Origin of the sequence: Bradyrhizobium sp. (assembly GCF_030646015.1) — a bacterium.
In the GTDB taxonomy this organism is placed as follows: Bacteria; Pseudomonadota; Alphaproteobacteria; order Rhizobiales; family Xanthobacteraceae; genus Bradyrhizobium.
On sequence record NZ_JAUSLT010000083.1, the window covers coordinates 1 to 26,148 of the forward strand.

23 protein-coding genes and 1 pseudogene are annotated in these 26,148 nt (G+C 63.9%); 12 read left to right on the forward strand and 12 right to left on the reverse strand.

The genetic code is table 11. The annotated features are described in order from the left end of the window. Positions 1–1,836: phosphoribosylformylglycinamidine synthase subunit PurL (purL, locus tag Q7T45_RS12525; RefSeq protein WP_304871169.1), on the forward strand; the 1,836-nt coding region annotated here is incomplete at its 5' end. Positions 1,837–1,987: 151 nt separating this feature from the next. Here the strand turns inward: purL and Q7T45_RS12530 are convergent. Together Q7T45_RS12530 and Q7T45_RS12535 are read right to left on the reverse strand one after the other, a co-directional pair. Beyond that, entirely contained in the window at positions 1,988–3,172 is a 1,185-nt protein-coding gene (locus Q7T45_RS12530) for an acyltransferase (protein WP_304871171.1), read from the reverse strand. Positions 3,173–3,277: 105 nt separating this feature from the next. Then, positions 3,278–3,637, reverse strand: coding sequence for a DUF427 domain-containing protein (locus Q7T45_RS12535; protein ID WP_304871173.1), 360 nt, complete (start codon positions 3,635–3,637; stop codon positions 3,278–3,280). A gap of 182 nt (positions 3,638–3,819) precedes the next feature. Between Q7T45_RS12535 and Q7T45_RS12540 the strand changes: the two genes are divergently transcribed. The 4 genes and pseudogenes from Q7T45_RS12540 (at position 3,820) to Q7T45_RS12555 (ending at position 9,863) form a co-directional block, all read left to right on the forward strand. Next, positions 3,820–4,074 carry a BolA family protein gene (locus Q7T45_RS12540; RefSeq protein WP_065750297.1) on the forward strand — a complete coding sequence of 85 codons (255 nt, stop codon included), beginning with the start codon at positions 3,820–3,822 and terminating at the stop codon, positions 4,072–4,074. 16 nt (positions 4,075–4,090) lie between these two features. Next, positions 4,091–5,308, forward strand: coding sequence for a low temperature requirement protein A (locus Q7T45_RS12545; RefSeq protein ID WP_304871177.1), 1,218 nt, complete (start codon positions 4,091–4,093; stop codon positions 5,306–5,308). 343 nt (positions 5,309–5,651) lie between these two features. Next, positions 5,652–6,620, forward strand: a pseudogene (locus tag Q7T45_RS12550) (efflux RND transporter periplasmic adaptor subunit); the annotation flags it as partial. A 102-nt stretch (positions 6,621–6,722) separates the two neighbouring features. Then, the gene (locus Q7T45_RS12555; RefSeq protein ID WP_304871180.1) at positions 6,723–9,863 is read left to right on the forward strand and encodes an efflux RND transporter permease subunit; all 3,141 of its coding nucleotides are present in this window, start codon (positions 6,723–6,725) and stop codon (positions 9,861–9,863) included. 136 nt (positions 9,864–9,999) lie between these two features. Here Q7T45_RS12555 and egtD read toward each other — a convergent pair whose 3' ends face one another. Together egtD and egtB are read right to left on the reverse strand one after the other, a co-directional pair. Next, the gene (gene egtD, locus Q7T45_RS12560; RefSeq protein WP_304871182.1) at positions 10,000–10,962 is read right to left on the reverse strand and encodes an L-histidine N(alpha)-methyltransferase; all 963 of its coding nucleotides are present in this window, start codon (positions 10,960–10,962) and stop codon (positions 10,000–10,002) included. 44 nt (positions 10,963–11,006) lie between these two features. Beyond that, entirely contained in the window at positions 11,007–12,281 is a 1,275-nt protein-coding gene (gene egtB, locus Q7T45_RS12565) for an ergothioneine biosynthesis protein EgtB (RefSeq protein ID WP_304871184.1), read from the reverse strand. A 282-nt stretch (positions 12,282–12,563) separates the two neighbouring features. Here egtB and grxD point away from each other — a divergent pair, with 282 nt between their 5' ends. Together grxD and Q7T45_RS12575 are read left to right on the forward strand one after the other, a co-directional pair. Next, a complete protein-coding gene (gene grxD / locus Q7T45_RS12570; RefSeq protein ID WP_304871186.1) occupies positions 12,564–12,902 on the forward strand; it encodes a Grx4 family monothiol glutaredoxin in 339 nt (112 codons plus the stop codon). 2 nt (positions 12,903–12,904) lie between these two features. Then, positions 12,905–13,450: an O-acetyl-ADP-ribose deacetylase gene (locus Q7T45_RS12575; RefSeq protein WP_370691262.1), complete on the forward strand. Its 546-nt coding sequence runs from the start codon at positions 12,905–12,907 to the stop codon at positions 13,448–13,450. Between the two features lies 1 nt (position 13,451). Here the strand turns inward: Q7T45_RS12575 and Q7T45_RS12580 are convergent, their stop codons facing one another. After that, positions 13,452–14,060, reverse strand: a complete 609-nt coding sequence (locus tag Q7T45_RS12580) for a hypothetical protein (protein ID WP_304871188.1) — start codon at positions 14,058–14,060, stop codon at positions 13,452–13,454. A 193-nt stretch (positions 14,061–14,253) separates the two neighbouring features. On the opposite strand from Q7T45_RS12580, the gene Q7T45_RS12585 reads away from it, so the two are divergent. After that, positions 14,254–15,546, forward strand: a complete 1,293-nt coding sequence (locus tag Q7T45_RS12585; protein ID WP_370691261.1) for a serine hydrolase domain-containing protein — start codon at positions 14,254–14,256, stop codon at positions 15,544–15,546. A gap of 134 nt (positions 15,547–15,680) precedes the next feature. Beyond that, positions 15,681–16,130 (forward strand): cupin domain-containing protein, encoded by a 450-nt coding sequence (locus tag Q7T45_RS12590; RefSeq protein WP_304871193.1) that lies wholly within the window; start codon positions 15,681–15,683, stop codon positions 16,128–16,130. 182 nt (positions 16,131–16,312) lie between these two features. On the opposite strand, the gene Q7T45_RS12595 is transcribed toward Q7T45_RS12590, so the two are convergent. From Q7T45_RS12595 to purB, 7 genes are all read right to left on the reverse strand, one after another. Beyond that, complete coding sequence (locus tag Q7T45_RS12595; protein ID WP_304871195.1) at positions 16,313–17,383, reverse strand: low specificity L-threonine aldolase; 1,071 nt, start codon at positions 17,381–17,383, stop codon at positions 16,313–16,315. 173 nt (positions 17,384–17,556) lie between these two features. Continuing rightward, entirely contained in the window at positions 17,557–18,174 is a 618-nt protein-coding gene (rpsD, locus tag Q7T45_RS12600) for a 30S ribosomal protein S4 (protein WP_304746616.1), read from the reverse strand. A 241-nt stretch (positions 18,175–18,415) separates the two neighbouring features. Next, the gene (locus Q7T45_RS12605) at positions 18,416–19,195 is read right to left on the reverse strand and encodes an acyltransferase (RefSeq protein ID WP_304871198.1); all 780 of its coding nucleotides are present in this window, start codon (positions 19,193–19,195) and stop codon (positions 18,416–18,418) included. Between the two features lie 216 nt (positions 19,196–19,411). After that, a complete protein-coding gene (locus Q7T45_RS12610; RefSeq protein WP_304871200.1) occupies positions 19,412–20,191 on the reverse strand; it encodes an HpcH/HpaI aldolase/citrate lyase family protein in 780 nt (259 codons plus the stop codon). Between the two features lie 83 nt (positions 20,192–20,274). Beyond that, positions 20,275–21,072 carry a glutamate racemase gene (gene murI, locus Q7T45_RS12615; protein ID WP_304871202.1) on the reverse strand — a complete coding sequence of 266 codons (798 nt, stop codon included), beginning with the start codon at positions 21,070–21,072 and terminating at the stop codon, positions 20,275–20,277. 252 nt (positions 21,073–21,324) lie between these two features. Continuing rightward, a complete protein-coding gene (locus Q7T45_RS12620; RefSeq protein WP_304871204.1) occupies positions 21,325–21,864 on the reverse strand; it encodes an MOSC domain-containing protein in 540 nt (179 codons plus the stop codon). A gap of 13 nt (positions 21,865–21,877) precedes the next feature. Further along, positions 21,878–23,185: an adenylosuccinate lyase gene (gene purB, locus Q7T45_RS12625; protein WP_304871206.1), complete on the reverse strand. Its 1,308-nt coding sequence runs from the start codon at positions 23,183–23,185 to the stop codon at positions 21,878–21,880. Positions 23,186–23,625: 440 nt separating this feature from the next. Here purB and Q7T45_RS12630 point away from each other — a divergent pair, with 440 nt between their 5' ends. The 3 genes from Q7T45_RS12630 to Q7T45_RS12640 all read left to right on the forward strand — a co-directional run bounded on the left by Q7T45_RS12630 (position 23,626) and on the right by Q7T45_RS12640 (position 26,148). Next, entirely contained in the window at positions 23,626–24,222 is a 597-nt protein-coding gene (locus Q7T45_RS12630) for a TetR family transcriptional regulator (RefSeq protein ID WP_304871208.1), read from the forward strand. A gap of 100 nt (positions 24,223–24,322) precedes the next feature. Continuing rightward, positions 24,323–25,285, forward strand: coding sequence for a phosphodiester glycosidase family protein (locus tag Q7T45_RS12635; protein ID WP_304871210.1), 963 nt, complete (start codon positions 24,323–24,325; stop codon positions 25,283–25,285). 122 nt (positions 25,286–25,407) lie between these two features. Further along, a complete protein-coding gene (locus tag Q7T45_RS12640) occupies positions 25,408–26,148 on the forward strand; it encodes a metallophosphoesterase (protein WP_304871213.1) in 741 nt (246 codons plus the stop codon).

The following is a 26,148-nucleotide window of genomic DNA, read 5'->3' on the forward strand; positions in this document are numbered from 1 at the left end:
ATCGCCCTGCTGAACGCCCTGCGTTTCGGCGACCCCAGCCATCCGAAGACCAAGCGCCTGGTGTCCGGCGTGGTCAGCGGCATCGGCGGCTACGGCAACTGCGTCGGCGTGCCGACGGTCGCGGGCGAAACCAATTTCCACAAGGGATACAACGGCAACATCCTGGTCAATGCCATGTGCGTGGGCGTGGCCAAGGCGGACGCCCTGTTCTATTCGGCGGCTCCGGCCCCGGGCCTGTCGGTGGTCTATTTCGGCTCGAAGACGGGCCGCGACGGCATCCACGGCGCGACCATGGCCTCGGCCGAGTTCGACGAGGATTCGGACGAGAAGCGGCCCACAGTGCAGGTCGGCGATCCCTTCGCCGAGAAGCTGCTGATCGAGGCGACCCTTGAACTGATGGCCACCGGCGCGGTCGCGGCGATCCAGGACATGGGCGCGGCGGGCCTGACGTCCTCGGCGGTCGAGATGGGCGCCAAAGGCAACCTCGGTGTCGATCTCGATCTCGATGCAGTGCCGACCCGCGAAACCGGCATGAGCGCCTATGAGATGATGCTGTCGGAAAGCCAGGAGCGCATGCTCATGGTGCTGAAGCCCGAGAAGGAAAAGCAGGCCGAGGCGATCTTCCGGAAATGGGGGCTGGATTTCGCCATCGTCGGGTACACCACGCCGAGCAAGCGTTTTGTGGTGAGGCATGGCGGCGACGTCATGGTCGACCTGCCGATCAAGGAACTCGGCGACGAGGCGCCGCTGTACGACCGGCCGCATATACCGTCGCCGTCGCTGCCGGTGATTCATGCGCGCGATGTCACGCCGCCGGTCGGCGTCGCGGCGGCATTGGAAAAGCTGATCGCCACGCCCGAGCTGTGCTCGAAGCGCTGGGTCTGGGAGCAATACGATCATGTCATCCTCGGCAATACCGTGCAGCGCCCCGGCGGCGATGCCGCCGTGGTGCGGGTGCAGGACGGGCCGAAGGGACTGGCGCTGACCGTCGACGTGACGCCGCGCTATTGCGAGGCCGATCCGTTTGAAGGCGGCAAACAGGCGGTGGCGGAAGCCTGGCGCAACATCACCGCGGTCGGCGGCCGTCCGCTGGCGATCACCGACAATCTCAATTTCGGCAATCCGGAGCGGCCCGAGATCATGGGCCAGTTCGTCGGCTGCCTGAAGGGCATTGCCGAAGCCTGCCGCGCGCTCGACTTCCCGGTCGTGTCCGGCAACGTCTCGCTCTACAACGAAACCAACGGCCGCGGCATCCTGCCGACGCCGTCGATCGGCGGCGTCGGGTTGCTCGACGATTTCACCAAATCCGCGACGCTGCCGTTCAAGGCCGAGGGCGAGGCGATCCTGCTGATCGGCGAAACCCATGGCTGGCTCGGGCAATCGGTTTATCTGCGCGACATCTGCGGCCGCGAAGAGGGCGCGCCGCCGCCGGTCGACCTGTCAGCCGAAAAGCGCAACGGCAACGTGGTGCGTGGCATGATCCACGCCGGCACCGCGACCGCGGCGCACGATCTCTCCGACGGCGGGCTGTTGATCGCGCTCGCCGAGATGGCGATTGCCGGCGGCATCGGCGCGCAGCTGCTGGCGGCGCCTGCCGCGATCGTGCCGCATGCCTGGTGGTTCGGCGAGGATCAGGCGCGCTACGTCGTGACGGTGCCGGAAGCGCAGGCCGGCCTGGTGCTGGCCAAGATGAAAGGCGCCGGCGTGCCCTGCGCGCGGATCGGAACCACTGGCGGGGCCGCGATCGCAATCGCAGGCGAGCCGGCGGTGTCGGTGACGGCGCTCAACACCGCGTTCGAGAGCTGGCTGCCGGCCTACATGAACGCGAAGGTCTAACAGCGTCATTGCGAGGAGCGGCTTGTCCGCCGAAGCCCGCCTTCGGGCGAAGGCGGATGCGACGAAGCAATCCATGCGGCAGCCCGTCAAGCTGTTGCATGGATTGCTTCGCAAGCGCTCGCAATGACGGTGAGAGAGCATCTGTCGCCTCTCACAACACCTTCCCCGCGCCCGGAATCTGCCGCAGCGCGCGCGTCAAAGCCCAGCTGAAGGCGATCGTCAGCAGCAATCCGACCGCGGCCTTGACGATTGCCGGCAGGTCGTAATCGAACAGCCAGTATTGCAGCCACAGCGCGATCGGGTAGTGCACCAGGAACATGCCGTAGGCGTCCGCCTGCATTGGGTCGAGCATGCTCCAGCCCGATCGTTTGAAGCGCAGGAAATACGCCAGGATCGCGAACAGGATGGCCGCGCTGAAGGCGACGAAGAACATGCCGTAGAACAAATGATACCACTGCGGCAGCACCGGCGGATTATCCAGTATCATTCGCTTGATGTAGATCATGCCCCACATCCCGCAGTAGGGAATGAGCGTCACCGCGATCCAGCCCCAGCTGCTTTTCGCCAGCCGCCCCTCGGCGCCGAGCAGGCCGCGATCGACACTCGCCGCGCCAATGCCCGCGCCGATCAGGAAATAGGCGAAATAGTGCAGCAGGCGGCTGAGCTGCACGTCGAACGGCCCGAATTCGAACCAGCGGCTCGGACCGAAATAAAGCAGCGCGGGAATGTATACGGCGGCGCTGACCGCAAGCAGAAACAGGAAGAATATGGCAGGCTGGTCGAAGCCGCGCTGCGACATCCGGTTGATCGGATCGACGAGGCGGGACGAGACCCGATACAGCAGGCTCGCGGTGAGATCGAACGCCAGCAGCACCCAGACGAACCAGATCGGGCCGCTCGGCCACGGGCCTGCGGTGACCGTCTTCCACCAGAAGGCCGAAAAGGCGAGATCGGGCTGCTGCCGCAGCGCGTGGGCGTAATAGGCGATCGGGATCACCGTGAGCGCGGCGATCGCGAACGGCAGGCCGAGCCGGAGCAGGCGGTCGCGCAGGAAGGTCCCGGGCGACTTGTGCCCAAGGCCCGGCCAGACGAACAGGCCGGACAGGAAAAAGAACATCGCCATGAAAAAGCTGTCGGTGGCGAGCACGATCATGTCGAAGCCGACGAACGACTTGGCGTCGGTGTGACCGAAATAGGTGTAGGGAATGACGGCGTGGTGGATCAGCACCACCAGCGTCAGGAAGGTGCGGGTGCGATCGATCGAGGCGTTGCGCGTTTTGACCTTGGGCGCGGCGCTGATGTCAGCCGCCGCCGCCGTTTGGGACATCGATGACATGCGCGCCTCCCCAGCCAAGGTTATGGGCGGGATGTTGCAACCGGGAACCGGATTGAGCAAGGTCCAACCACAGCCGGAGCAGGCCGCTCGCAGGCTCGCATTGGGTCAGCCCACCTCCTCGATCGTGACCTTGTCCGGATAGAACGCCAGAAGGCCTGATATTTCCGCCATCGCCGGGAACGGCGCCTCATAGCTCCAGATCGCATTTTCCAGCGTCTTGCCGACGGCGTTGATGCTGAAATAATTCGCATCGCCCTTGTAGGGGCAGTGCGTCACCCGGTCGGAGCGCGCCAACAGCGCCATATTGGCGTCGCCGCGCGGCACATATTGCACGACGGGGTAGCTCGCTTCCTTCAGGGTCAGGGCATGGGTGGTGTCGGCGATTACCACACCGCCGGCGGAGACGCGGACCCGCTTCGGGTTCGCCGTGATGGTGATGGGGTGGTCGGGGCCGGGGAGTTTCATGAGGGGTACAGCCTGTTTGGTCAGCCCGTTGTGATCGTGGGCCACGATGTCAGGGGATTTGCAGGGAATGGAGCTGGAATATAGTGCGAGGGAGCGTGACGTAGAAGGGTGGCCGGGCTAAGTTCTGCCGCGCCGCAGCGAAGCTGGCTGCGATTCGAAACGCCCGATTGGAGACCTGCTGGATGCCGATGGACGCCCACGATATCGAATCGATGATCAAGGCAGCGATCCCCGACGCCGAGGTGACGATCCGCGATCTGGCCGGCGATGGCGACCATTATGCCGCGACCGTGATCTCGGAGTCGTTCCGTGGCAAATCCCGGGTCCAGCAACACCAGATCGTCTATCAGTCGCTGAAGGGCCAGATGGGCGGGGTACTGCACGCGCTGGCGCTGCAAACCGGGGTACCTGGCGGACCCGGGGTACCGGAGGGCTAGCTGCGGAGCAGGAGCGATGGCGACGGACCAGCATGGCGGCGCGCTGTACCGGGTGAACGCGCCGCACCAGCACAGCCGCGTCACCTATGCCGAGCTGTTTTTCGACCTGGTGTTCGTTTTCGCCGTCACGCAGATCTCGCACACGCTGCTCGCGCACTTCACCCCGCTTGGCGTGTTGCAGACCACCCTGCTGTTCCTGGCGGTGTGGTGGGTGTGGGTCTACACCTCCTGGGTCACCAACTGGCTCAATCCGGAAATGACGCCGGTCCGGATCCTGCTGTTCGCGCTGATGCTCGGCGGGCTGGTGGTCTCCACCTCGATCCCGCAGGCCTTTGAATCGCGCGGACTGTGGTTTGCGCTCGCCTACGCGTCGATGCAGGTCGGCAGGACCGTCTTCCTGTGGGTGTCAACGCCGCCCTCGCGGCCGGCAGCGCGCATGAACGCGATTCGCATCACGGCATGGCTGTCGCTGTCGGCGGTGTTCTGGATCGCCGGTGGCTTCGCGGAAGGACAGTCGCGGCTGCTGCTGTGGGCGGTGGCGCTCGGTATCGAATACTGCTCGGCGGCGGCGCGGTTCTGGATCCCGAAATACGGCGCGTCGCAGGTCGCCGACTGGGTGGTAGAGGGCGGCCACATGGCGGAACGCTTCGCGCTGTTCGTCATCATCGCGCTCGGCGAATCCATCGTCGTGACCGGCGCGACCTTTGCCGAACTGACCTGGACCGTCGAGACGGTCAGCGCCTTCGCATCGAGCTTCGTCGGCGCGCTGGCGATGTGGTGGATCTATTTCCACAAGGGCGCGGAAGCCGGCTCCGAACAGATTTCAAGATCCAGCGAGCCGGGGCGGCTGGCGCGGATCGCCTATACCTACCTGCATATGCCGATCGTGGCCGGCATCATCGTTGCGGCGGTCGCCGACGAACTCGTGCTCAAGCATCCCGGCGGCCATTCCGACCTCAAGACGGTTCTGAGCGCGATCGGCGGGCCGCTGTTGTTCCTGCTCGGAACCATCCTGTTCAAGCACATCATTCGCGGATTTCTTCAGCTGTCACATGGCGCCGGTATCATCGCGCTCGGCATCCTGGCCTGGTTCGCGGGCGGGATGTCGCCGCTGCTGCTCTCGATCCTCACCACCGCCATCATGGTCATCGTCGCGGTGTGGGAATCGATCTCGCTGAAATCGGGTGCCGCCGGACCCCGGCCGGAGCCCCGTTCCGGGGCCACCGGCGCGTAATATCAGGACTTGATATCAGGGCTTGCCGGGGCCGCGGTGGACCGAAGCGGGAGGGGCCAGAAGCTCTTGAAAACCGGCTGGTATTGGCTCTCGATCTGGCCTAGTGCTACAAAGTGTCGCGCCCCGACCGGGGCCGGGATGCGCGCCATGGGCGTCGGCATCACGCCCACACCTGAACATGGGAAGTTATCGGTTTATGGCGATGTCGCTCGCTGCCACCTGTTTGCATCGTCCGGTTGCGGTGCGGTTCGCCATGTCGATGGCCCTGGCGCTGACAGCATCGTTCGCGGCGGCCGAAGGCACCATGAAGGGTCCCGATTTTGTCCGTGTCGTCGCCGATCAGATGCACCAGCTCGAGGTGGTCAAGGTCGTGCCCTATGCCTTCCTCGACCAGCGCTCGGCGATCGGCCAGATCGCGTTCAACGAGGATGCCAGTACCGTCGTGATGACGCCGTTCTCCGGCCGGGTCACCCGTCTGATTGCCAAGGTCGGCGATCAGGTCAGCCGCGGCGATCCGCTGCTGGAAATCGACAGCCCGGAGCAGGTGCCGCCGCAGAACGATTTCATCGCCGCGCAGACCGCCAGAAACAAGGCGCGCTCCCAGCTCAACCTGGCTCAGATCGTCGAGAAGCGCGCCCGCGATCTCTATGAGGGCAAGGCCGCCCCGTTCAAGGAACTGCAGCAGGCCGAGGCGCAGCTGGCCGCCGCCGAAAGCGACATGCGATCGACCGACACCGCGCTCGAAGCCGTTCGTATCCGCCTGCGCATCCTCGGCCGTACCGATGCGGAAGTCCTGGAACTGGAACAGAACGGCACGATCAGCCGGGTCACCCGGATCACCGCGCCGATCGACGGCACCGTGATTTCGCGCAAGGTCGGCCCGGGACAATACGTCAAGGCTGACTCCGGCGAGGCGCTGTATGTGATCGCCGACCTGTCGACGATGTGGCTGAAGGCCCAGATCTTCGAGCAGGACATCGCGTTCGTGCGGGTCGGCCAGGAGATCGAGGCCAGGATTGCGGCCGCGCCCAACCGGACCTTCAAGGCGCGTATCGCCAACATCAGCTCGGCTTCGGACCTGACCACGCGCCGGGTCGTGGTGCGATCAGAGATCGGCAATCCGGGCGGCGTGCTGAAATCCGAGATGTTCGCGAGCTTCAAGATCGGGACCGCGGAGCCTGTAACAACACCGGCGGTGCCGACCGACGCGGTAATCCGCGAAGGCGACGTCGCCACCGTGTGGGTGGAGCCCGAGCCGATGCTGTTCAAGCGCCGCGTGGTCGAGATCGGGATGCAGCAGAACGGCCTGACGCAGATTCGCGGCGGCCTTGCCGTCGGCGAACTGGTGGTCGGGCGCGGCGCAATCTTCGTCGATAACGAGTGGCGTCAATGAGCAGGTTGGCCGGAGCCGCTCATGCTGCGTAGTCTGATCGCGTTTTGCCTGTCCCGGCGGCTGCTGGTGATGGTCGCGTTCGCGGCCTTTCTCGGCCTCGGATATGTTGCCTTCCTGACGCTGAACATCGAGGCCTATCCGGATCCTGCGCCGCCGATCATCGAGATCATCGCCCAGCAGGCGGGCCAGTCGCCGGAGGAAGTCGAGCGCTACATCACGATTCCGATCGAGGTCGCGGTCGCCTCTACGCCGGGCCTGAAGTTCATTCGGTCCAACACCGTCTACGGACTCGGTTTCGTCCGCCTGCAGTTCGAATACGGCCGCGACTATAATTTCGTGCGCCAGCAGACCCTCAACCGGCTGAAGGATGCGGTGCTGCCGGCCGGCGTGCTGCCGGTGATCTCTCCCGCCGGCGGCATCAGCGAAATCTTCCGCTACGAGCTGGTGGGGCCGCCGGGCATGGACGTCATGCGGCTCAAATCGCTGCAGGACTGGGTGGTCGAACGCAAGCTGCGCATCGTGCCCGGTGTCGCCGACGTCGCGGTGCTCGGTGGCAAAACCAAGGAATTCCAGGCCGAGATCAATCTCGACCGCATGATGGCCTACGGGCTGACGCTGCCGCAGATCATGACCGCGATTTCGGCCAGCAACTCCAACGTCGGCGGCCGCACCATCTCGATCGGCGAACAGTCGGTCAATGTCCGCAGCATCGGCGTCATCACCTCGATGGACGATATCGGCAACATCGTGCTGACCCAGCAGGGCGGCGTGCCGGTGCTGGTGTCCGACGTCGCGAAGGTGCAGATCGGCTTCGCGCCGCGGCTCGGCCTCGCCGGCCGCGACGACAAGACCGACGTCGTCACCGGCATCGTGCTGATGCAGAAGCTCGAACGCACCATGGACGTGGTCAAGCGCGTGCGTACGGCGGTCGAGAAGATCAATACCGACGGTTCGCTGCCGGCAGGGGTCAAGATCGTGCCGTTCTACGATCGCGGCGACCTCGTCGCGATCACGGTGCAGACGGTGCTGCACAATCTGTTGTTCGGCGTCGCCCTGATCTTCCTGATCCAGTGGGTGTTTCTCGGCAATCTGCGTTGCGCGATCATCGTCGCGGCGACGATTCCGGTCGCTCTGTTTCTGGCCGTGATGATCACGGTGATGCGGGGCGAGTCCGCCAATTTGCTGTCGGTCGGCGCCATCGATCTCGGCATCATCGTCGACGGCACCGTGATCATGGTGGAAAACATCTTCCGTCAGCTCGCCCATCATTCGGCACGGGTGCAGGGGGATCGTCCGGCAACGCTCAGCGACAAGCTCAGCTGGATCCTGACCGGCGCCGTCGAGGTCGACAAGGCGATCCTGTTTTCGGTGATCATCACCATCGCGGCCTTCCTGCCGCTGTTCACGATGCAGGGCGTCGAGGGCCAGATCTTCGGGCCGATGGCGCGGACCTATGCCTATGCGCTGATCGGCGCGGTCATCGCCACCTTCACCGTGACGCCGGTGCTGGCGTCGATCCTGCTGCCGGCGCACGTCCAGGAAGTCGAAACCTTCCTGGTCCGGCATATTCGTACGGCGTACCAGGCGGTTCTGGTGCCCGCGGTCCGCCACTATCGTCGCGCGGCGGCGATTGCCGCGGTGTTTCTGGTGTTGTGCCTCAGTCTCGGGTTGCGGCTTGGCACCGAATTCCTGCCGAAGCTGGAAGAAGGCAATATGTGGATCAGGGCGGTGATGCCGCCGACCATCACGCTGGAAGCCGGGATGGATACGGTGGCGAGGGTCCGCGCCATCATTTCGAGCTTTCCGCCAGTCCAGACGGTGTTTTCCGAGCAGGGGCGCGGCGATGAAGGCACCGATCCCGACGGCTCGTTCCTCGCCGAATTCTTTGTTCCGCTCAAGCCGACCGACAAGTGGCCCGCCGGATTGACCAAGGAGCAGATGGTCAAGCAGCTGAGCGAGCGGCTCAACCGCGAATTCGTCGGCATCGACTTCAATTTCTCGCAATATATCCAGGACAATATCGAGGAAGCCGTTTCCGGCGTGAAAGGCGAGAACTCGATCAAGATCTTCGGCAAGGACCTCAACGAGCTGGAGCGGCTGTCCAAATCGGTCAAGACCGAACTCTCGGGTGTTCGCGGTGTCGCCGATCCCGCCAGCTTCAATCTGCTCGGCCAGCCCAATCTGATCGTCCGGATCGACCGCGCCAAGGCCGCGCGCTACGGCTTCTCCGTCAGCGATATCAATTCCGTGGTCCAGGCCGCGATCGGCGGCCAGGAAGTGTCGAAGGTCTATGAAGGCGAGATGATCTTCGCGCTGACGGTGCGTCTGGCGCCGGAATTCCGCCGGGATGTCGAGGCCATCAAAGGCATCCCGGTGGCGTTGCCGAATTCGGATTCGAAGACGCCGACCGCCTATATCCGGCTGGGCGACCTCGGCGAGATCAAGCTCGTCAGCGGCGCCGCCTATATCTACCGCGAGAACAGCCAGCGCTTCATTCCGCTGAAATACAGCGTCCGCGACCGCGACCTCGGTTCGACCGTGGTCGATGCGCAGGAGCGGGTCGCCAGGAACGTCCCGGTTCCGCAGGGCTATTCGATGGAATGGTCGGGCGAATACGGCGCGCTGCAGGACGCCAAGAAGCGGCTCGCGCTGATCGTGCCGCTGAGCCTGCTCTTGATCCTGATGCTGCTGTACAGCCTGTTCAACTCGATACGCGACAGCCTGCTGGCGTTGTCGGGCATTCCGTTCGCGGTGGCCGGCGGCATTTTGGGACTTTACATCGGCGGCCTGAATTTCAGCGTATCGGCCGCGGTCGGCTTCATCTCGCTGTTCGGCGTCTCCGCCATGGATGGCATTTTGCTGATGTCCTATATCCGGCGCGACATCGACGAAGGCATGGGGACGGAAGAGGCGATCATCCGCGCCTCCGAAACCCGGATGCGGCAGATCTTCATGACCGGCCTGTCGGCATGCATCGGCCTCGTCCCGGCGGCGATCTCGACCGGGATCGGCTCACAGGTGCAGCAGCCGCTGGCCTGCGTCATCGTCGGCGGCATGCTGCTGTCGCCGATCTGCAGCCTGCTGGTGATCCCGGTGTTTGCCAGATTGTGGATGCCGACCATCCAGGACACCGCCATGGACCGCGAGGCAACGGAGCACTAATTGGCTGCAGGGGCTTCTTCCGTAGCCCGGATGGAGCTCTTGCGAAATCCGGGACCCATCTCACATCTGTTCCCGGATTGCGCCATCGGGCAGCGCTTCGCGCCGACCCGTTGGCTCCATCCAGGCTACGAGATCCTCAGTCCGCCACCAGTACGTGAACCGAAAACATTTTTGCCGCGTCGGTCCATGACTGGCGCACCGTCCAGCCCGAGCCGCGCGCCAGCGCGGTGAAGCGGTCGAGGCTGTATTTGTAGCTGTTCTCGGTATGAATGGTTTCGCCGGGGCGGAACGAAAAACTGTGGCCGAGCACCCGCACGCTCTGCGCCTTCTTGGCTATCAGGTGCATTTCGATGCGGTGACGCTCGCGGTTGTAGATCGAGCGATGGGTGAAGCCGGAGATGTCGAAATTGCCGCCGAGTTCGCGGTTGATCCGTACCATCACATTGAGATTGAAGCGCGCGGTGACGCCGGCGGCGTCGTTATAGGCGTCATACAGCACGCGCTCGTCCTTTTCGAGGTCGACGCCGATCACCATCTGGGCGCCGTGCCCGAGAATCTCGCGGGCGCTGCGCATGAAGGCGCTGGCCTCGTGCGGTTCGAAGTTGCCGAGCGTCGAGCCCGGGAAGAATCCGACCTTCGGCATCGCGCTGACGGCGTCGGGCAGGGCGAACGGCGCGGTAAAATCCGCGGTAACCGGATAGACGTCGAGGCCTGGGAAATCCCGGCGCAGCGCGTCGGCCTGGGCCTCGAGGAAATCGCCGGATATGTCGACGGGGACATAGGCGCCGAACGCGCATTGCTTCAGCAGCAGCCGGACCTTGGTGGTGGCGCCGGCGCCGAATTCCACCAGGGCGGCACCCTCGGGGATCATGGCCGCGATCTCGCCGGCCCGTTCGCGCAGGATGCCGAGCTCGGTGCGCGTCGGGTAATATTCCGGCAACACCGTGATCTGCTCGAACAGTTCGGAGCCCGCGGCATCATAGAAATATTTCGGCGACAGCCGCTTCGGATGCTGCGACAGCCCTCCGATCACATCGCCGGCAAACGCCGAGGCCTGCTCGTCGAGATCATACGCTTTGGCCAGAGCGTGCACATTCATGATAGTCTCCTGGTCGCGCTTTCCGGCGCGATGAGTTTGAAAGATCAGGTGGCGTAATCGGCGAGCCGAAGTCCCGTGAATTGCCAGCGATGATGCGGATAAAAGAAGTTGCGATAGGTAATACGGCTGTGGCCTTCAGGAGTTGCAAGCGAAGAGCCGCGCAGCACCAGCTGGTTGACCATGAACTTGCCGTTGTATTCGCCGAGCGCGCCCTCGATGGCGCGGTAGCCGGGGTAGGGGGAATAGGCGCTGCGGGTCCATTGCCACACGATGCCGAAGGCGTCGTTGAGCTGCCCGGCCCGTGCCGCGACCTCCCATTCCATTTCTGTCGGCAGATGCCTGCCGCTCCAGCGTGCGAACGCGTCGGCCTCGTAATAGCTGACATGGCAGACCGGGGCTGAAGGATCGACCGGCTTGAGTCCGGCCAGCGTCATGATTCGCCATTGCCCGTCGATCTCGCGCCAATGGCCCGGCGCCCGCCATTCTTCCTTTTCGACGGCGGCAAATCCGTCCATCAGCCACAGCGTCGGCCTCGCGTAGCCGCCGTCCTTCATGAAGGCGAGCCACTCGGCATTGGTGACGAGGTTGCGCGCCAGTTTGACCGGGCCCACCAGTGCGCGGTGCGCGGGTTTTTCATTGTCGAAATGGAAGCTGTCGTCGACATGCCCGAAGGTATGGATGCCCTCGTTGAGCGTGACCCATTCCTCGCCGGCGCGAATTTCGTCGCCGGTCCGGTTTGCCTTCGGGAGGGTCCAGGCCGGATCGTAGGCGGGCGGAATCGGGTTCTGCGCGAAGGCGTGCAGGATGTCGGTCAGCATCAATTCCTGGTGCTGCTGCTCATGGTTGAGGCCGACTTCGACCAGCGGCGCGATTGCCTTCAGCGCGTCCTCGCCGGCTTCGTGAAAGAATTTCACCACCGCGGCGTCGACATGCCTGCGGTAGGCGGTGATTTCCTCGGCGCCGGGGCGGGTCAGATGGCCGCGCTGATGGCGGGCATGCCGCGGTCCGGCGCTGACATAGTAGGAATTGAACAGGAAGGCGTAGTCGGGGTGGAACGGCTGGTAGCCGTTGCAGTGCTCGCCGAGCAGGAATTGCTCGAAGAACCAGGTGGTATGGGCGCGGTGCCATTTCGCCGGGCTGGCGTCGGGCATCGACTGGATCAGCTGGTCCTCCGGCGTCAGCGGGGCCGCGCGGCACTCGGTTTCGTTGCGGACCGTCAGATAGGCTTCCACCAGATCCTGGGCGAGGCTGCCGGAATCGGAGAATAATGACGGGCAAGGGGCGGCAGACGCGGCCGCAGCGGATGCTGGTTTCGTCACTGGAATCTCCGGTCGGGGGAAAGAACGTTGCACCGGCGTCTGGGTTCCCCGACGTCTGTCCTAGATAGGGGGTCCCGCGCGGGATAAAAGCCTCCCATGGCTATGATATTGCTGCCGTCAGGCTATGGCCCCGCCGGGGGATATCCCCGGCCGGAAAGCGCCCGCATGCCAGCTCCCCGCCATTTTACTTTGGATGCACAACGGTTTCGGGTACATATATGGGCAATATCGGGTTTAACGGGCTGATGCCGGCCCGAAGGGCTGAGCCGCAAAGGACGCAAAATGAGCATCGAGCAATTTATCGACAATGAAGTGAAGTCGAACGACGTCGTGCTGTTCATGAAGGGAACCCCGCAGTTTCCGCAGTGCGGTTTTTCCGGTCAGGTGGTCCAGATCCTCGACCACGTCGGGGTCGGCTACAAGGGCCTGAACGTGCTGGAATCCGCCGACCTGCGTAACGGCATCAAGACCTATTCGAACTGGCCGACCATCCCGCAGCTCTACGTCAAGGGCGAGTTCGTCGGCGGCTGCGACATCATCCGCGAGATGTTCCAGGCTGGCGAGCTGCAGCAGCTGTTGGCCGACAAGGGCGTCACCGTCAACGCGGCGGCCTCCGCCTGAGCCTGGCGGCGCGCCAGCTCGGCGCGGCGCGTCTCGAAACCGTCGTCGCCGATATCACCACGTTACGCGTTGACGCCATCGTCAACGCCGCCAATTCGTCCCTGCTCGGCGGGGGCGGCGTCGATGGCGCGATCCACCGCGCGGCCGGACCCGAGTTGGTCATGGAATGCCGCATGCTGCACGGATGCAAGACCGGCGGCGCCAAAATTACCAAGGGTTATCGCCTGCCGGCGCGCCATGTCATTCATGCCGTCGGTCCGGTATGGAACGGCGGAGGCCCCGCGATCGATGAGGCGCTGGCGTCGTGCTACATCAGGGCCATCGAACTGTGCCAGAAACACGGCCTTGCCTCGGTTGCCTTTCCCGCGATTTCCACCGGCATCTATCGCTTTCCCGCGGATCGCGCGGCGCGCATCGCGGTCGCGGCGACGGTGGACGCGCTGGCCGCGGCTCCGGCCGTCACTCACATCATCTTCTGCTGCTTCTCGAACGAGAGCGCCGTCCTGCATGATCAGGCTCTGGCCAAAGTTGGTGTCGCTTTCCGCTAGGCTAAACCTTATCTGCCGCCGGCCATCCCGTAATCCAGGTCAGGACCGGGAAAGGTGAAAAAAACTGCAACAGCAAAACGGCAATCAGGATCAAGGCGGCGTAAAACACAGTCCCGCGCAGCAACCGATGCCGCAGCGGCGGGTACGGCGGGCAGTTGTCGGCCGGCCAGGCAAATGCCTCTTCCCATTCGCGCTGTGGAATCTCAGCAGGTCTGATCCGCTCCAGTGGCACCCACGCGCGGTACGCCCCGATACCGCGCTCGCGCGCGATGGCGCTTCTCAGGTAGAATAGATTGTGACGCCCGGCGAAGTCGATCGTGGCGACGGTCAAGATGCGCATGAACCAGAGCACGATCGATCCGGCGAGATAGACATACGCAATCATGTATCCGAATGTGAGCCAGGACCGGGTGAAGGATTTTACGGTAAAAACCGCTGATGTCGCCTGCACCGTCGATTCCACGAGTTTGTCGAGCCCGTAAAAGACGCGACCGGGCGCCGATTTATCCTCGGCCGCCTGCAGCCACAGAATAAGGCCGATCGCGATGGCGAGCTGAACCAGGGGAAATCTGAGCAGGGCTCGTAATGGGGCCGAAATCAGCTTGAACATCCGCGGCATGCTCCCGGAAGTGGCCCGCACGCGCCCGCTCAAATGCATCGAGGGGCGCATGACGGATATAGCATGATTTGCCGTGACAGCCGCCGATGACACGAAATGAACAGGCCGAGTTCCACAGCCCTTGCGACGATTGAGCTGGCCGGTAAACTCCGCGCGCATCCGGCCTGTAGCGAGAAGCTGATCCATGAAGCGATGGAGACCCGTGGGCTTGACGCGGCGTCACGGTCTCGCGGCTGCGCTCGCGCTCCTGATCCTCACTGATGTCGCGGGCTGGCCGGCCACCGCCAGCGCCGAATCCGGGCCGTCCGTTTCGTCGAGCTTCTCGCCCGACAAACTGGGGCGCGTCGGCGACTACCTCCGCAACGAGATTGCGTCCGGAAAAATACCCGGCGCCGTCCTGCTGATCCAGCAGCACGGCAGACCGGTCTATTTCCAGACCTTTGGCGTGCGCGATGTCGCGACCCGGCTGCCGATGACCGCGGACACGATCTTTCGGCTGTATTCGATGTCGAAGCCGGTCACTTCGGTCGCGGCGATGATGCTGGTCGACGACGGCAAGCTATCGCTCGACGATCCCGTGGCGAAATACATTCCGGCCTTTGCGGATTTGAAAGTCGGTGTCGAGAAATCAGGCGAAGCCCTGATGCTCGAACCGCTCAACCGCCCGATCACGATCAGGGACTTGCTGCGCCACACCTCGGGCCTGACCTACGGCTTCTATGGCGACAGCGCGGTGCGAAAACTCTATGCCCAGGCCAATCTGTTCGATGGTGACGCCGACAATGCGGAGTTCGTCGCGCGCATTGCGAAACTGCCGTTGGCCGAGCAGCCGGGCACGCTGTGGGATTACGGCCATTCGACCGACGTGCTCGGCCGCATCATCGAAGTGGTGTCGGGAAGGTCGCTGTTTCAGTTCGAGAAGGAGCGGCTGTTCGATCCGCTCGGCATGACCGAAACCGCGTATTTCGTGGCCGACGCCGCGAAGCAGCCGCGCGTCGCCGAGCCGATGCCGGCCGACCGCTTCATCACGCCGGTCGCCGGGATCAGGGATCCCATGACGCCGCGGCGCTGGCAATCCGGCGGGGCGGGCCTGGTCGGGACCATCGGGGACTATGCGCGTTTCGCACAGATGTTGCTGAACGGCGGAACGCTCGACGGCCGGCGCTACCTCAAGCCCGAGACCATAGCCCTGATGACGTTGGATCATATCGGACCGGAGACCGGGATCGTCCGCGACCAGTTCTATTTTCCCGGCGCCAGCAGCGGGTTCGGCCTCGGCTTCGCGGTGCGCACCTCGACGCCACCGAATACGTCGTGGCCGCTGGGCGAGTATCGCTGGGACGGCGTCGCCGGCACGTTCTTTTTCGTCGATCCGAAGCACGATATGTTCGCGATCTGCATGATCCAGACGCCGTCGCAGCGCGGCCGGATTCAATTGGAGTTGAAGACGCTGATCTACGAGGCGCTCGATCGCTGATGGCGATTGAGGGCTGCTGGCGCAGGGTCTTTGCTGCGATGCGAAGCGAGGCCGTTTGGCTTCGCATCGGCTGGCAGGCGCGCGCAAAGCTGCTATCATTGCTGCCATAACGAGAAACGGAAGGAAACATCGCCATGGACGCCGTGACGCCGAAGGGCTCGCAGACCACCGAGACGCATTCCCACCTCGTTCGCCCCGACAGCATGGAGTGGCAGAAGACCCGCTTTCCCGGCTGCGAGGCCAAGACGCTGCTGTTCGATCACAAGACCGGCCTGATGACCGCGCTGATGCGGTTTGAACCGGGTGCGGTGCTGCCCGACCACGAGCACGTCAACATCGAGCAGACCTATGTGCTCGAGGGCAGCCTGGTCGACAAGGAAGGCCCGGCGCAGGGCATCGAATGCAAGGCCGGCGAATTCATCTGGCGCGAACAGGGCAGCCGCCACGTCGCCTGGTGTCCGCAAGGCGGACTGATGCTGGCGATCTTCCAGGTCCCCAACAAGTTCTTCGAAGCCGACGGCCGCGTCATCGACGCCGCCGGCCAGGACTGGGACGAGACCTGGGGGCACACCCGCAAGGGGTGAGGGTGGCGTCACGCCTGTGCCGCGAATAGCCGTTGAGATTTGCCACGGCTCTAAACGCGTCATTGCGAGCGAAGCGAAGCAATCCATCTTGCGGCAGAAAGAATGGATTGCTTCGTCGCAAGCGCTCCCGTGCGCAAACGCTTCGCGTTTGTCGCAGGCAATGACGGCGGATAGAGCTGAGTCTACGCCCCGCGCACGATCTCGCGCACCAGGCCGACCATCTCCTCGATCATCGCGGCGGAAACGTCGAGATGGGTACAGGCCCTGATCCGGCCGTCCATCATGGCGAGCAGGACGCCGCGCTGGCGCAGCGCCTTGACCATGTCGTCGCCGCTGACACCGGCGCCATCGGGCTTGAAGAACACCAGATTGGTCTCGGGCTGCTGCACCTCGATGCCCTGGATCTGCGACAGTCCCCGTGCCAGCGCGCGGGCATTGGCGTGGTCGTCCGCGAGGCGATCGACATGGTGGTCGAGGGCATGGACGCAGGCCGCGGCGCAAACGCCGGCCTGGCGCATCGATCCGCCCAGGCGCTGCTTCCAGCGCCAGACCTCGTCGATGAAATCGTGGCTTCCGGCAATCACGCCGCCGATCGGCGCGCCGAGGCCCTTTGAAAAATCGATCCAGGCGGAGTCCCAGCCCGCCGTCATGTCGCGGGCGCTGATGCCTGTCGCGACACAGGCGTTCAATAGCCGCGCCCCGTCCATATGGGTGGCCATGCCATTTTGTTTGGCGATCTGCACGACCTCGTCGAGCGCGGCCTTCTTCCAGATCGTGCCGCCGCCGATATTGGCGGTTTGTTCGACGCTGACCACCGTCTGCGGCGGCTGGTAGCGGCTGCGCGGGTGAATCGCCCTGCGAAAGGTCTCCGGCGAAAATTGTCCGTCGGCGCCTGACAGCGGCGTGATCTGGAAGCCGCCGAGGGCGGCATGGGCGCCGCCTTCGCGCGCGATGATGTGCGCGGTTTCATGCGCCAATATCTCGTCGCCGGGCCGGCAATGCACCAGGGTCGCCGCGACATTGCACATGGTGCCGGAGGGCATGAACACGGCAGCCTGCTTGCCGAGCAGGTCGGCCACCCGCTCGCACAGCACATTTACCGTCGGATCGTCGCCGATCTGCTCGTCGCCGACCTCGGCGCGCGCGATGGCCTCGCGCATCGCGGGCGTCGGGCGGGTCTGCGTATCCGACAGCAGATTGATGCGGACCGGCGCGGCTGCTGGATCGCGCGGGGGAGGGGTGTAATAGTTCATGGCGAGGTCCATCACTTGATGACGTCATGGCCGGGCGTTGTCCCGGCCATCCACGTCTGCTTTCGATGCGACCATAAAGACGTGGATGCCCGGGACAAGCCCGGGCATGACGAAAAGAAAAAGGCCCCGGCAAAACCGGGGCCTTGATGTCGCGAAAACGTGGGCTGAAAAAATCAGCGCGAATAGAATTCGACGATCAGATGCGGCTCCATCTGCACCGCGAACGGCACGTCGGACAGATGCGGGATGCGGGCGAACTTCGCCGTGAACTTGCCGTGATCGACTTCGAGGAAGTCCGGCACGTCGCGCTCGCCGAGCTGGCTGGCTTCGATCACCACGGCGAGCTGCTTCGAGCTTTCCTTGATTTCGATGAGGTCGCCGACCTTGACCTTGTAGCTCGCGATGTTGACGCGGCGGCCGTTGACCTTGATGTGGCCGTGATTGATGAACTGGCGCGCGGCGAACATGGTGGCGACGAACTTGGCGCGATAGACAACGGTATCGAGGCGGCGCTCCAAGAGGCCGATCAGGTTTTCACCGGTGTCGCCCTTCATGCGGCCGGCTTCGACATAGATGCCGTGAAACTGGCGCTCGGAAATGTTGGCGTAGTAACCCTTCAGCTTCTGCTTGGCGCGCAGCTGCACGCCGAAGTCGGAGAGCTTGCCCTTGCGGCGCTGGCCGTGCTGGCCGGGGCCGTATTCGCGGCGGTTGACGGGGCTCTTCGGGCGGCCCCAGATGTTCTGGCCCATACGGCGATCGATCTTGTATTTCGCCTCACTGCGCTTAGTCATCGCGTCCTCTTTAAAGGTTTGAGTTTTGAGGAAACGCGCCCTCCTGTGCGCCGGGAATTTCCCGGTGCCGACAGGCCCACCCCCTAAAGCTTGAAAGGGACGGGCCACGGGTCGCGAAACGCAACGCGGGCCGAAAACGGCCCGCGAGCAGGCGGTTTCTAGGGAGAATCCGCTGCTATGTCAATGAAAAGACCGTCGTTCCGCAGCCTCTGAAACCGTCATTCCGGGGCTTTTTCGGCCCTCAGGTCGCAACCGCCCGGACCGGCTTTGGCTCCGTCTGCTGCCTTTGGCCGCGTAATTCGGCCGCGATCTCGCTGTTCAGCACTTGTTCCAGCCGGGTCAGGGCCTTGGCGATCAGGGCGGCGTCGGTGATCCGGTGATCCCAGCGGATCACCACGTCGATGGTCTGGTCCGGCGCCACCACGCCGTAGCTGAGGATGAACGGCCCCGGGCTCAGCGCATGCAGCTCCCCGGCGCCGTAGGCGGCCACCGAGGTCACGCCGAAGCTGCCGAACCAGTTGGCGCGCTGGCGTCCGAAATTCAGGCCGATCAGCCACATCAGCCGGCGCAGCGGCAGCGGCAGCCGCGTCACCCGCAATATCTTTCGAAACGCCGGCACCTCGCCGATCGGCGCATCCTTGGCCTGCCGGATCTGTGCATCGACCTCGGTCAGCGCCAGCATGTCTGCCGCGGGGACCTTTTGTGGCAGCACGCAATCCTGGCCGTCCTCGACGCGCGCAATCGCAACCATCGCGATGCTGCGCGGCAGTTCATAGAAACTCGGCCACGGCCATTTGGCATAGAGTGTGCGCAGCACCGGCTCGTCCTTCGCCACCAGCGCGAACGCCTTGACGAAGATCGCCGCCCAGCCGGGCGGCTTCGCCGCGAGCGCGCGGGCTTCCAGCAGTGGACGGATGTTGAGGGCGCGGGTCAGCGAAACGAAGGGCACGCCGATCGAGGCATGCATGAGGTCGGCGACGAGACGGCGCGGCATTGAGATTTTTCGAACCGTTCCGCGCATCGTTCCACTCAAGTCCCGCAACATCAAACCGGGCGGCCGGATTGCCCCGTCCACCTGCACTTCATCTAGCACGAACCGACCGGCCTGACGCCAGCCTTTGCTGCACGCCGTCCGGCGGGCCGCCGCCATATTTTATCACATCGCCTTGAATATGCTTGAATTTTGTCGCGGTCCGCCAAGGGGTATATTAAGGGCTACATTAGAAGCATCCGAGTCTCAGCGCCTGATGCCCTCAAAGCTCGCCGCGATGCCGCGCTGGAACAGCGACCAGTCGAAGCCGAGCGCCAGCGCGAGATAGCCGCGATCGATCATCGCGTTGGCCTGTTCCGCGCTGCGCGCCACGCCGCCGATCGGCACGCCGCTGTTGAGGATGCCGGCCTCGGCGCGCCCGATCAGCGCCTGCACCTCGGGATCGTCGATGCGACCGCGCTTGTTGATGGAGGTGGCGAGGTCGCCGGGGCCGATCACGGCGATGTCGATGCCGGGGGTCGCCATGATCTCGTCGATGCGCTCGACCGCGTCGACATGTTCGATCGTGATCATGCAGATCATGTCGTCGTCGGCGGTCGCCATGTAGTCCGGCATCGAGACGCCCCAGCGGAACGGGGCATGGAACGGTCCCCACAGCCGGTCGCCGCGCGGCGGGTAGCGCACACTGCGCACGGCTTTTTCGGCATCCTCACGGCTGCAGATCATCGGAAAATTGATGCCGAGCGCGCCGATGTCCATCGGCGCTTTCGCCAGCCACGGCTCGTTGGCGGCAATCCGCGCCAGGGGAATGCATGGCGTGCCCGCGGTGGCCGTGATCATCGCGTGCGCGGAGCCGAGATCGATCGGCCCGTGCTCGAGGTCGACGATGATCCAGTCGAGCCCGGAGCGGGCCATGATCTGCACGGTCTGGATCGAGGGAATGGTCGCAATCGCGCCGAATGTGGGACGCTTCTCCTGCCACAGTCTGCGGAGACGGTTCAGCGGTGCAGGCGCGGCTTGCGTCAAATTCGAAGCTCCATGGGACTGGCGTGGATCGGGGCTTCGAAAAGCTAGCAGCGCGGCATGACTCCGAAAAGTTCAATATGCGCTCACGCCGGGACCCGGCCGCCGAAGAACGGCATCAGGGCCTGGCTCAGCGTATGCGGGCGTTTCGAGGTGAAGATCATTTCGGCACCGGCATGGTCGGCCTCGCTGCCGGGGGGGCCGAGCAAATCCGAAACCCGCCGCGCAATCGCGGGCGCGGGATCGATCCAGTCCACCGGCCACGGCGCCAGCCGGACCAGCCGATCCATCAACAGGGGATAATGGGTGCACGCCAGCACGACGGTGTCGGTTCGATGCGGATCGCTTTCGCCGTGGCCGATGAAACAGGGCGCGAGTTCGGCCGAGATCGCGCCGTCGCTGATCGCGTCGCCGCTCAATGCCGCTTCCGCCAGCGAGGCGAGATCCGCCGAACCGACCAGCGTCACGTCGCAGCCTTGTGAGAAATCCCGGATCAACGCCCTGGTGTATTCGCGCTTGACGGTGCCCTTGGTGCCCAGCACCGACACCCGCTTGGTCCTGGAACTGGCGCAGGCCGGCTTGATCGCGGGCACCGTTCCGACGAACGGGACTTTGTACTGCTCGCGCAGATACGACATCACCAGCGTGGACGCGGTGTTGCAGGCGATCACGACCAGGTCGGGCCTATGTGCCGCGATCAATTCGCCGATCAGCGGCACCACGCGCGCGATGATCTCGTCCTCGCCATGGTGGCCGTAGGGAAAGAAGGCATCGTCGGCGACATAGGCATAATGCGCGTCGGGCCGTGCCCTGACGATCTCACGCAATACCGTGAGGCCGCCAAGGCCGGAATCGAAAACCAGAATCGTCGGAGGTGCTGTCACGCCGGGAGCCTAGCCGATCTCGCCTTATCATTCAGTTGTTATGACGTCTGATGGCACCGCGGAGAGTCGACGCGGATCGATCCGGTTCTCGCTCGCGGCCAAAATATTGAAAACAACCCGATGCACAGTAACGGGCTTGTTGATAATATGAATATAATATAGCAATAACAATGGCTTGTTAAGTGGTAATTAGGAACCGGTCGCGTTACGAGAGCCATTGCCAGAACGCTGCTCCGGCGGATTGCCCCGTGGTTATACCGGCTGCAGCGGCCGGTGCGGTTCTGCCGGCAGTTCGACGCGGATCGCGTCGCCCGGCCGCACATCGCCCTCCGATATCACGATGCTCATGACGCCGGCCTTGCGGACGAGATTGCCTTGGGCGTCCCGGTCCAGCGTCGCCGCCATCAGGCCATTCTGGAAATCGTCGATCTGGATGCAGGGATTGCGCAGCCCGGTGATCTCGACCACCGCGCTTGTCCCCAGATGCAGCCGCGTGCCGGATGGCAGCGCCAGCAGATCGATGCCATCAGTGGTGATGTTCTCGCCGAGGTCGGCCGGCTGCACGACAAAACCTTTCGCGCGCAATTCCTCGAACAGTTCGGCGTGGATCAGGTGCACCTGGCGCAGATTGGGCTGGGTCGGATCGCGGCGGACGCGGGAGCGGTGCTTGACCGTCTCGCCCATATGGGCGTCGCCATCGACGCCCAATCCCGTGAGCAGGCGAATGCTTAAAGCAGGCGTCTTGCTGAAGTGATGGCCGCTGCGGGCGCTGACGGAAAGGACGCTGCCCATGATTCCGTCCCGATCAGCTTTCGCCGAATACCCGCCTGAAGATCGTATCGACATGCTTGAAGTGATAGCCGAGGTCGAACTGCTCGGAGATCTCGGCATCGCTGAGATATTTCTTCAGCTCGGCGTCCTTCTTCAGCAGCGTCTCGAAGTCGCCTTCGCCGCGCCACACCGGCATCGCGTTGCGTTGCACGAGGCGATAGGAATCCTCGCGCGAACAGCCTTTTTGCGTGAGCGCCGTCAGCAGCCGCTGCGAATGAATCAAGCCGCCGAGACGGTCGAGATTCTTCTGCATATTCTCCGGATAAATCACCAGCTTCTCGATCAGGCCGGCCAGCCGGTTCAGCGCGAAATCCAGCGTGACCGTGGCGTCGGGCGCGAGCATGCGTTCGGCCGAGGAGTGCGAGATATCGCGCTCGTGCCACAGCACGACGTTCTCCATCGCCGGCGTCACATAGGCGCGCACCATCCGCGACAGACCCGTGAGGTTTTCCGTCAGCACCGGGTTGCGCTTGTGCGGCATCGAGGAGGAGCCCTTCTGGCCCTCGGAGAAGAATTCCTCGGCTTCCAGCACCTCGGTGCGTTGCAGATGCCGGATCTCGGTGGCGAGGCGTTCGACCGACGAGGCGATCACGCCGAGCGTCGCAAAATACATGGCGTGGCGGTCGCGCGGGATGATCTGCGTCGAGATCGGCTCGACCGCGAGCCCCATCGCCTTGGCGACGTGCTCCTCGACCCTCGGATCGATATGCGCGAACGTTCCGACCGACCCCGAGATCGCGCAGGTCGCGACTTCCTTGCGCGCGGCGACCAGCCGCGCGCGGGCGCGCGAAAATTCGGCATAGGCGACAGCGAGCTTCAGCCCGAACGTGATGGGTTCGGCGTGGATGGCGTGGGAGCGGCCGATGGTCGGCGTCATCTTGTGCTCGAAGGCGCGCTTCTTGAGCGCCGCCAGCACCTTGTCGACGTCGGCGATCAGGAAATCCGCCGCGCGGGTGAGCTGGACGTTGAAACAAGTGTCGAGCACGTCGGACGAGGTCATGCCCTGGTGCACGAAGCGCGATTCCGGGCCGACGAATTCGGCGAGGTGGGTGAGGAAGGCGATGACGTCGTGCTTGACCTCGCGTTCGATCTCGTCGATCCGCGCGACATCGAACTGGGCGTCCTTGCCCCTGGCCCAGATGGTTTTGGCAGCCTCTTTCGGGATCACGCCGAGTTCGGCCTGGGCATCCGCGGCATGCGCCTCGATCTCGAACCAGATCTTGAAACGGGTTAGCGGCTCCCAGATGGCGGCCATTTCCGGGCGGGTATAGCGGGGGATCATCGAGGACTCCGGGCGAGCAAAGCGGGGATCGCGTGCGACTCCCGGCCGATTGTTTTTACGCCGCGCTTTAGCAGAGCCGCCCCGGTGAGACAAACCTCGGCCCGGCCGGATGTGTGAGACCGCAGCGGGGCAGCCGGCGTCGTTCTCGATCACGAAATATTGATTGACAGATATTGTAATCTGTCAGCGAGATAGGCTATATCGCTCGTGACGCCAATTCCGGGCGTCACCTTGGTCCGCCGGCCGATCGACCGCGGACCATCGGACTTGCAGAGGACTTCGCCATGACGATCGAGATCTTTGATTTTTTCCAAAACATCCAACGCTGGCTCGACGCCCAGGTTGCCCGCCATCTTGAAGCGCAGGCCAGCCGTTTAGCCCGTTAAAACAGGGCGGCGAAAAGCCGCCCGCCACAACGACCGGAAGCAGACGGTGCGCGCATGAACGAGAATGTAGTTCTGACCCCCGAGCGGATCCTCGAAGTCACCGAGGATGTGCTGCGCCGTTTCGGGCTGGCGAAAGCCACCGTGGTGGATGTCGCCCGCGCGCTCGATGTCAGCCATGGCAGCGTCTACCGGCATTTTCCGAGCAAGGCCTCGTTGCGCCAGGCCGTCGCCAAACGCTGGCTCGACCGCTTCAATGCGCCGCTGCAGAAGATCGTGGAAGGGCCCGGGCCGGCGCCGGCCCGGCTGGAGCGCTGGCTGCGCACGCTGTTCGCGGCCAAGCACAAGAAATTGTCCGACGACCCCGAGATGTTCGCGACCTATCTGGCGCTGGCGCAGGAAGCCTGTCAGGCGGTGAGTTCGCACAAGGAATGCCTGTGCGACCAGGTCGAGAATATCCTGTCCGACGGCGTGAAGCAGGGCGCGTTCGAGATCGCCGACGTCAAGGCGACCTCGCGCGCGGTGTTCGACGCCACCATCCGTTTCCATCATCCCGCCCATGCCGAGGAATGGGGCGATCCGGCATTTGCCGCGCGGATCGACGCCGTGCTGGCGCTGCTGCTGAAGGGGCTTGAAGCACCGCGCAAGCGCTAAATCATTTTTTCCTGCACGGCTCCTGCACATACCGAACACGAAACGGGTCCGTTTCGCCGTACGATCGCATCGAACATTCACGGTCGATGCAGGATTGATGATGAAACGGGCTTTCGGGGCTGCCTGCGTTGCGCTGGTGGTCGTCATGCTTGGAGTCGCCGGAGGGATCTACTGGCACGGCGGCACATATGGCTTCAACAAGATCTGGCGTCGAGGCATCAGCGTCTGGACCGCCTCAGGTCCCGACGATCCGCGTATCTCGCCATCGATGCAACTCGCGGTGACCGGCGCGATTCCCGAGGTCACGTCGGGCGACTTCAGTTGGCGTGAAATTCGTCCCGGATTTCAGGTAGGCGAACTCCCTGTGCTGGCCGGCGGGCGTGAGGCCGATCGTATCCTGCTCGCGAGGATCGATCCCGTCCGGTTTCGGTTCGCGGTGAAGACCCGGCCATCCGGCGACAAGGATTTGCAGGGATGGATGAAACTGCTCGGCGCGGCGCTCGTTATCAACGGAAGCTATTTCTCGAAGCGCGGGACGCCCGACACGCCACTTCTCAGCGACGGTGTCCGGTCGGGACCCGCGGCTTACGATGCCACCCACGGCGCATTCGTCGCTTCAGGATCGTCTGCTGGCGTGGAGGACCTCGCCACCAAGCACTGGAGCACCGCATTCGCAGGCACGGACAACGCAATGGTCTCTTATCCGATGTTGATCGGATCGGACGGCAACAGCCGGGTCAGGTCGTCGAACTGGCTGGCCAACCGCAGTTTCGTTGCACAGGATGCCGACGGATATATCCTGCTCGGAACGACCCTGGATGGGTTCTTCTCGCTCAGCCGCCTGGCCGATTTTCTGCGTCGGGCACCGCTGAATCTCAAAAGCGCTCTCAACCTCGACGGCGGCCCGGTGGCGTGCCAGGGAATTTCGCTCGACGGGTTTGTACGTGACTACTGCGGAAAATATGACGTGAAAAATGTGGACGGACAATTCAGGTTGTTGGTCCCGTTGTTCGGCGAGCGGCGACCGCCAATGCCGATCGTACTCGCGGTATTTCCAAGATAGTATCTCGCCCCGAATTTCAGCCCGGTCCCGGCCGGCGCGATTGCGTGACACCGGCGCCGCAGTGTTTGATATCCATCAAGCCGGGCGCAGGCCCGGCCGGTATGGTGGACGCGGAGGAAATCGTGCTGCTGGCTATCTTTACGGATATCCATGCCAACCGGCAGGCGTTTTCCGCGTGCCTCGACTTTGCGCGGGCGCGCGGCGCGCAACGGATGATTTTTCTCGGCGATTACGTCGGCTATGGCGCCGACCCGGAATGGACGGTCGAGACGGTGATGGACCTCGTCAACGATGGCGCCGTGGCGGTGCGCGGCAACCACGACAATGCCATCAGCACACCCTCCGAAAGCATGAATGCCGAAGCCCAGGCCGCGATCGAATGGACCCGCGGGCGGCTGAGCGCGGCGCAGCGGCGTTTTCTCAGCGAGCTGCCGATGACGCTGCAGGAGGACGATCGCCTCTATGTGCATTCCGAAGCAAGCTCTCCCGGGCGATGGCGCTACGTCCAGAGCACCGCGGACGCCGCGCGCAGCATTGTGGCGAGCGACGCCCAGATCACCTTGTGCGGACATATCCATCTGCCGTCGCTCTATTCGATGTCCGCGGCCGCGAAGATGACGAGCTTCGTCCCGGCCCCGGGAGTGCCGGTGCCGTTGCTGGGGGGCCGGCGCTGGCTCGCCGTTCTCGGCTCCGTCGGGCAGCCCCGCGATCGCAATCCGGCGGCCGCGTTCGCGATGCTCGATACCGAGACCCGGGAGATTACCTATTGCCGGGTGCCCTACGATGTCGACGCGGCGGCGCAGCGGATTCGCGATAACGGCCTGCCGCTCTGGCTGGCCGACCGGCTCATGGTCGGAAGGTGA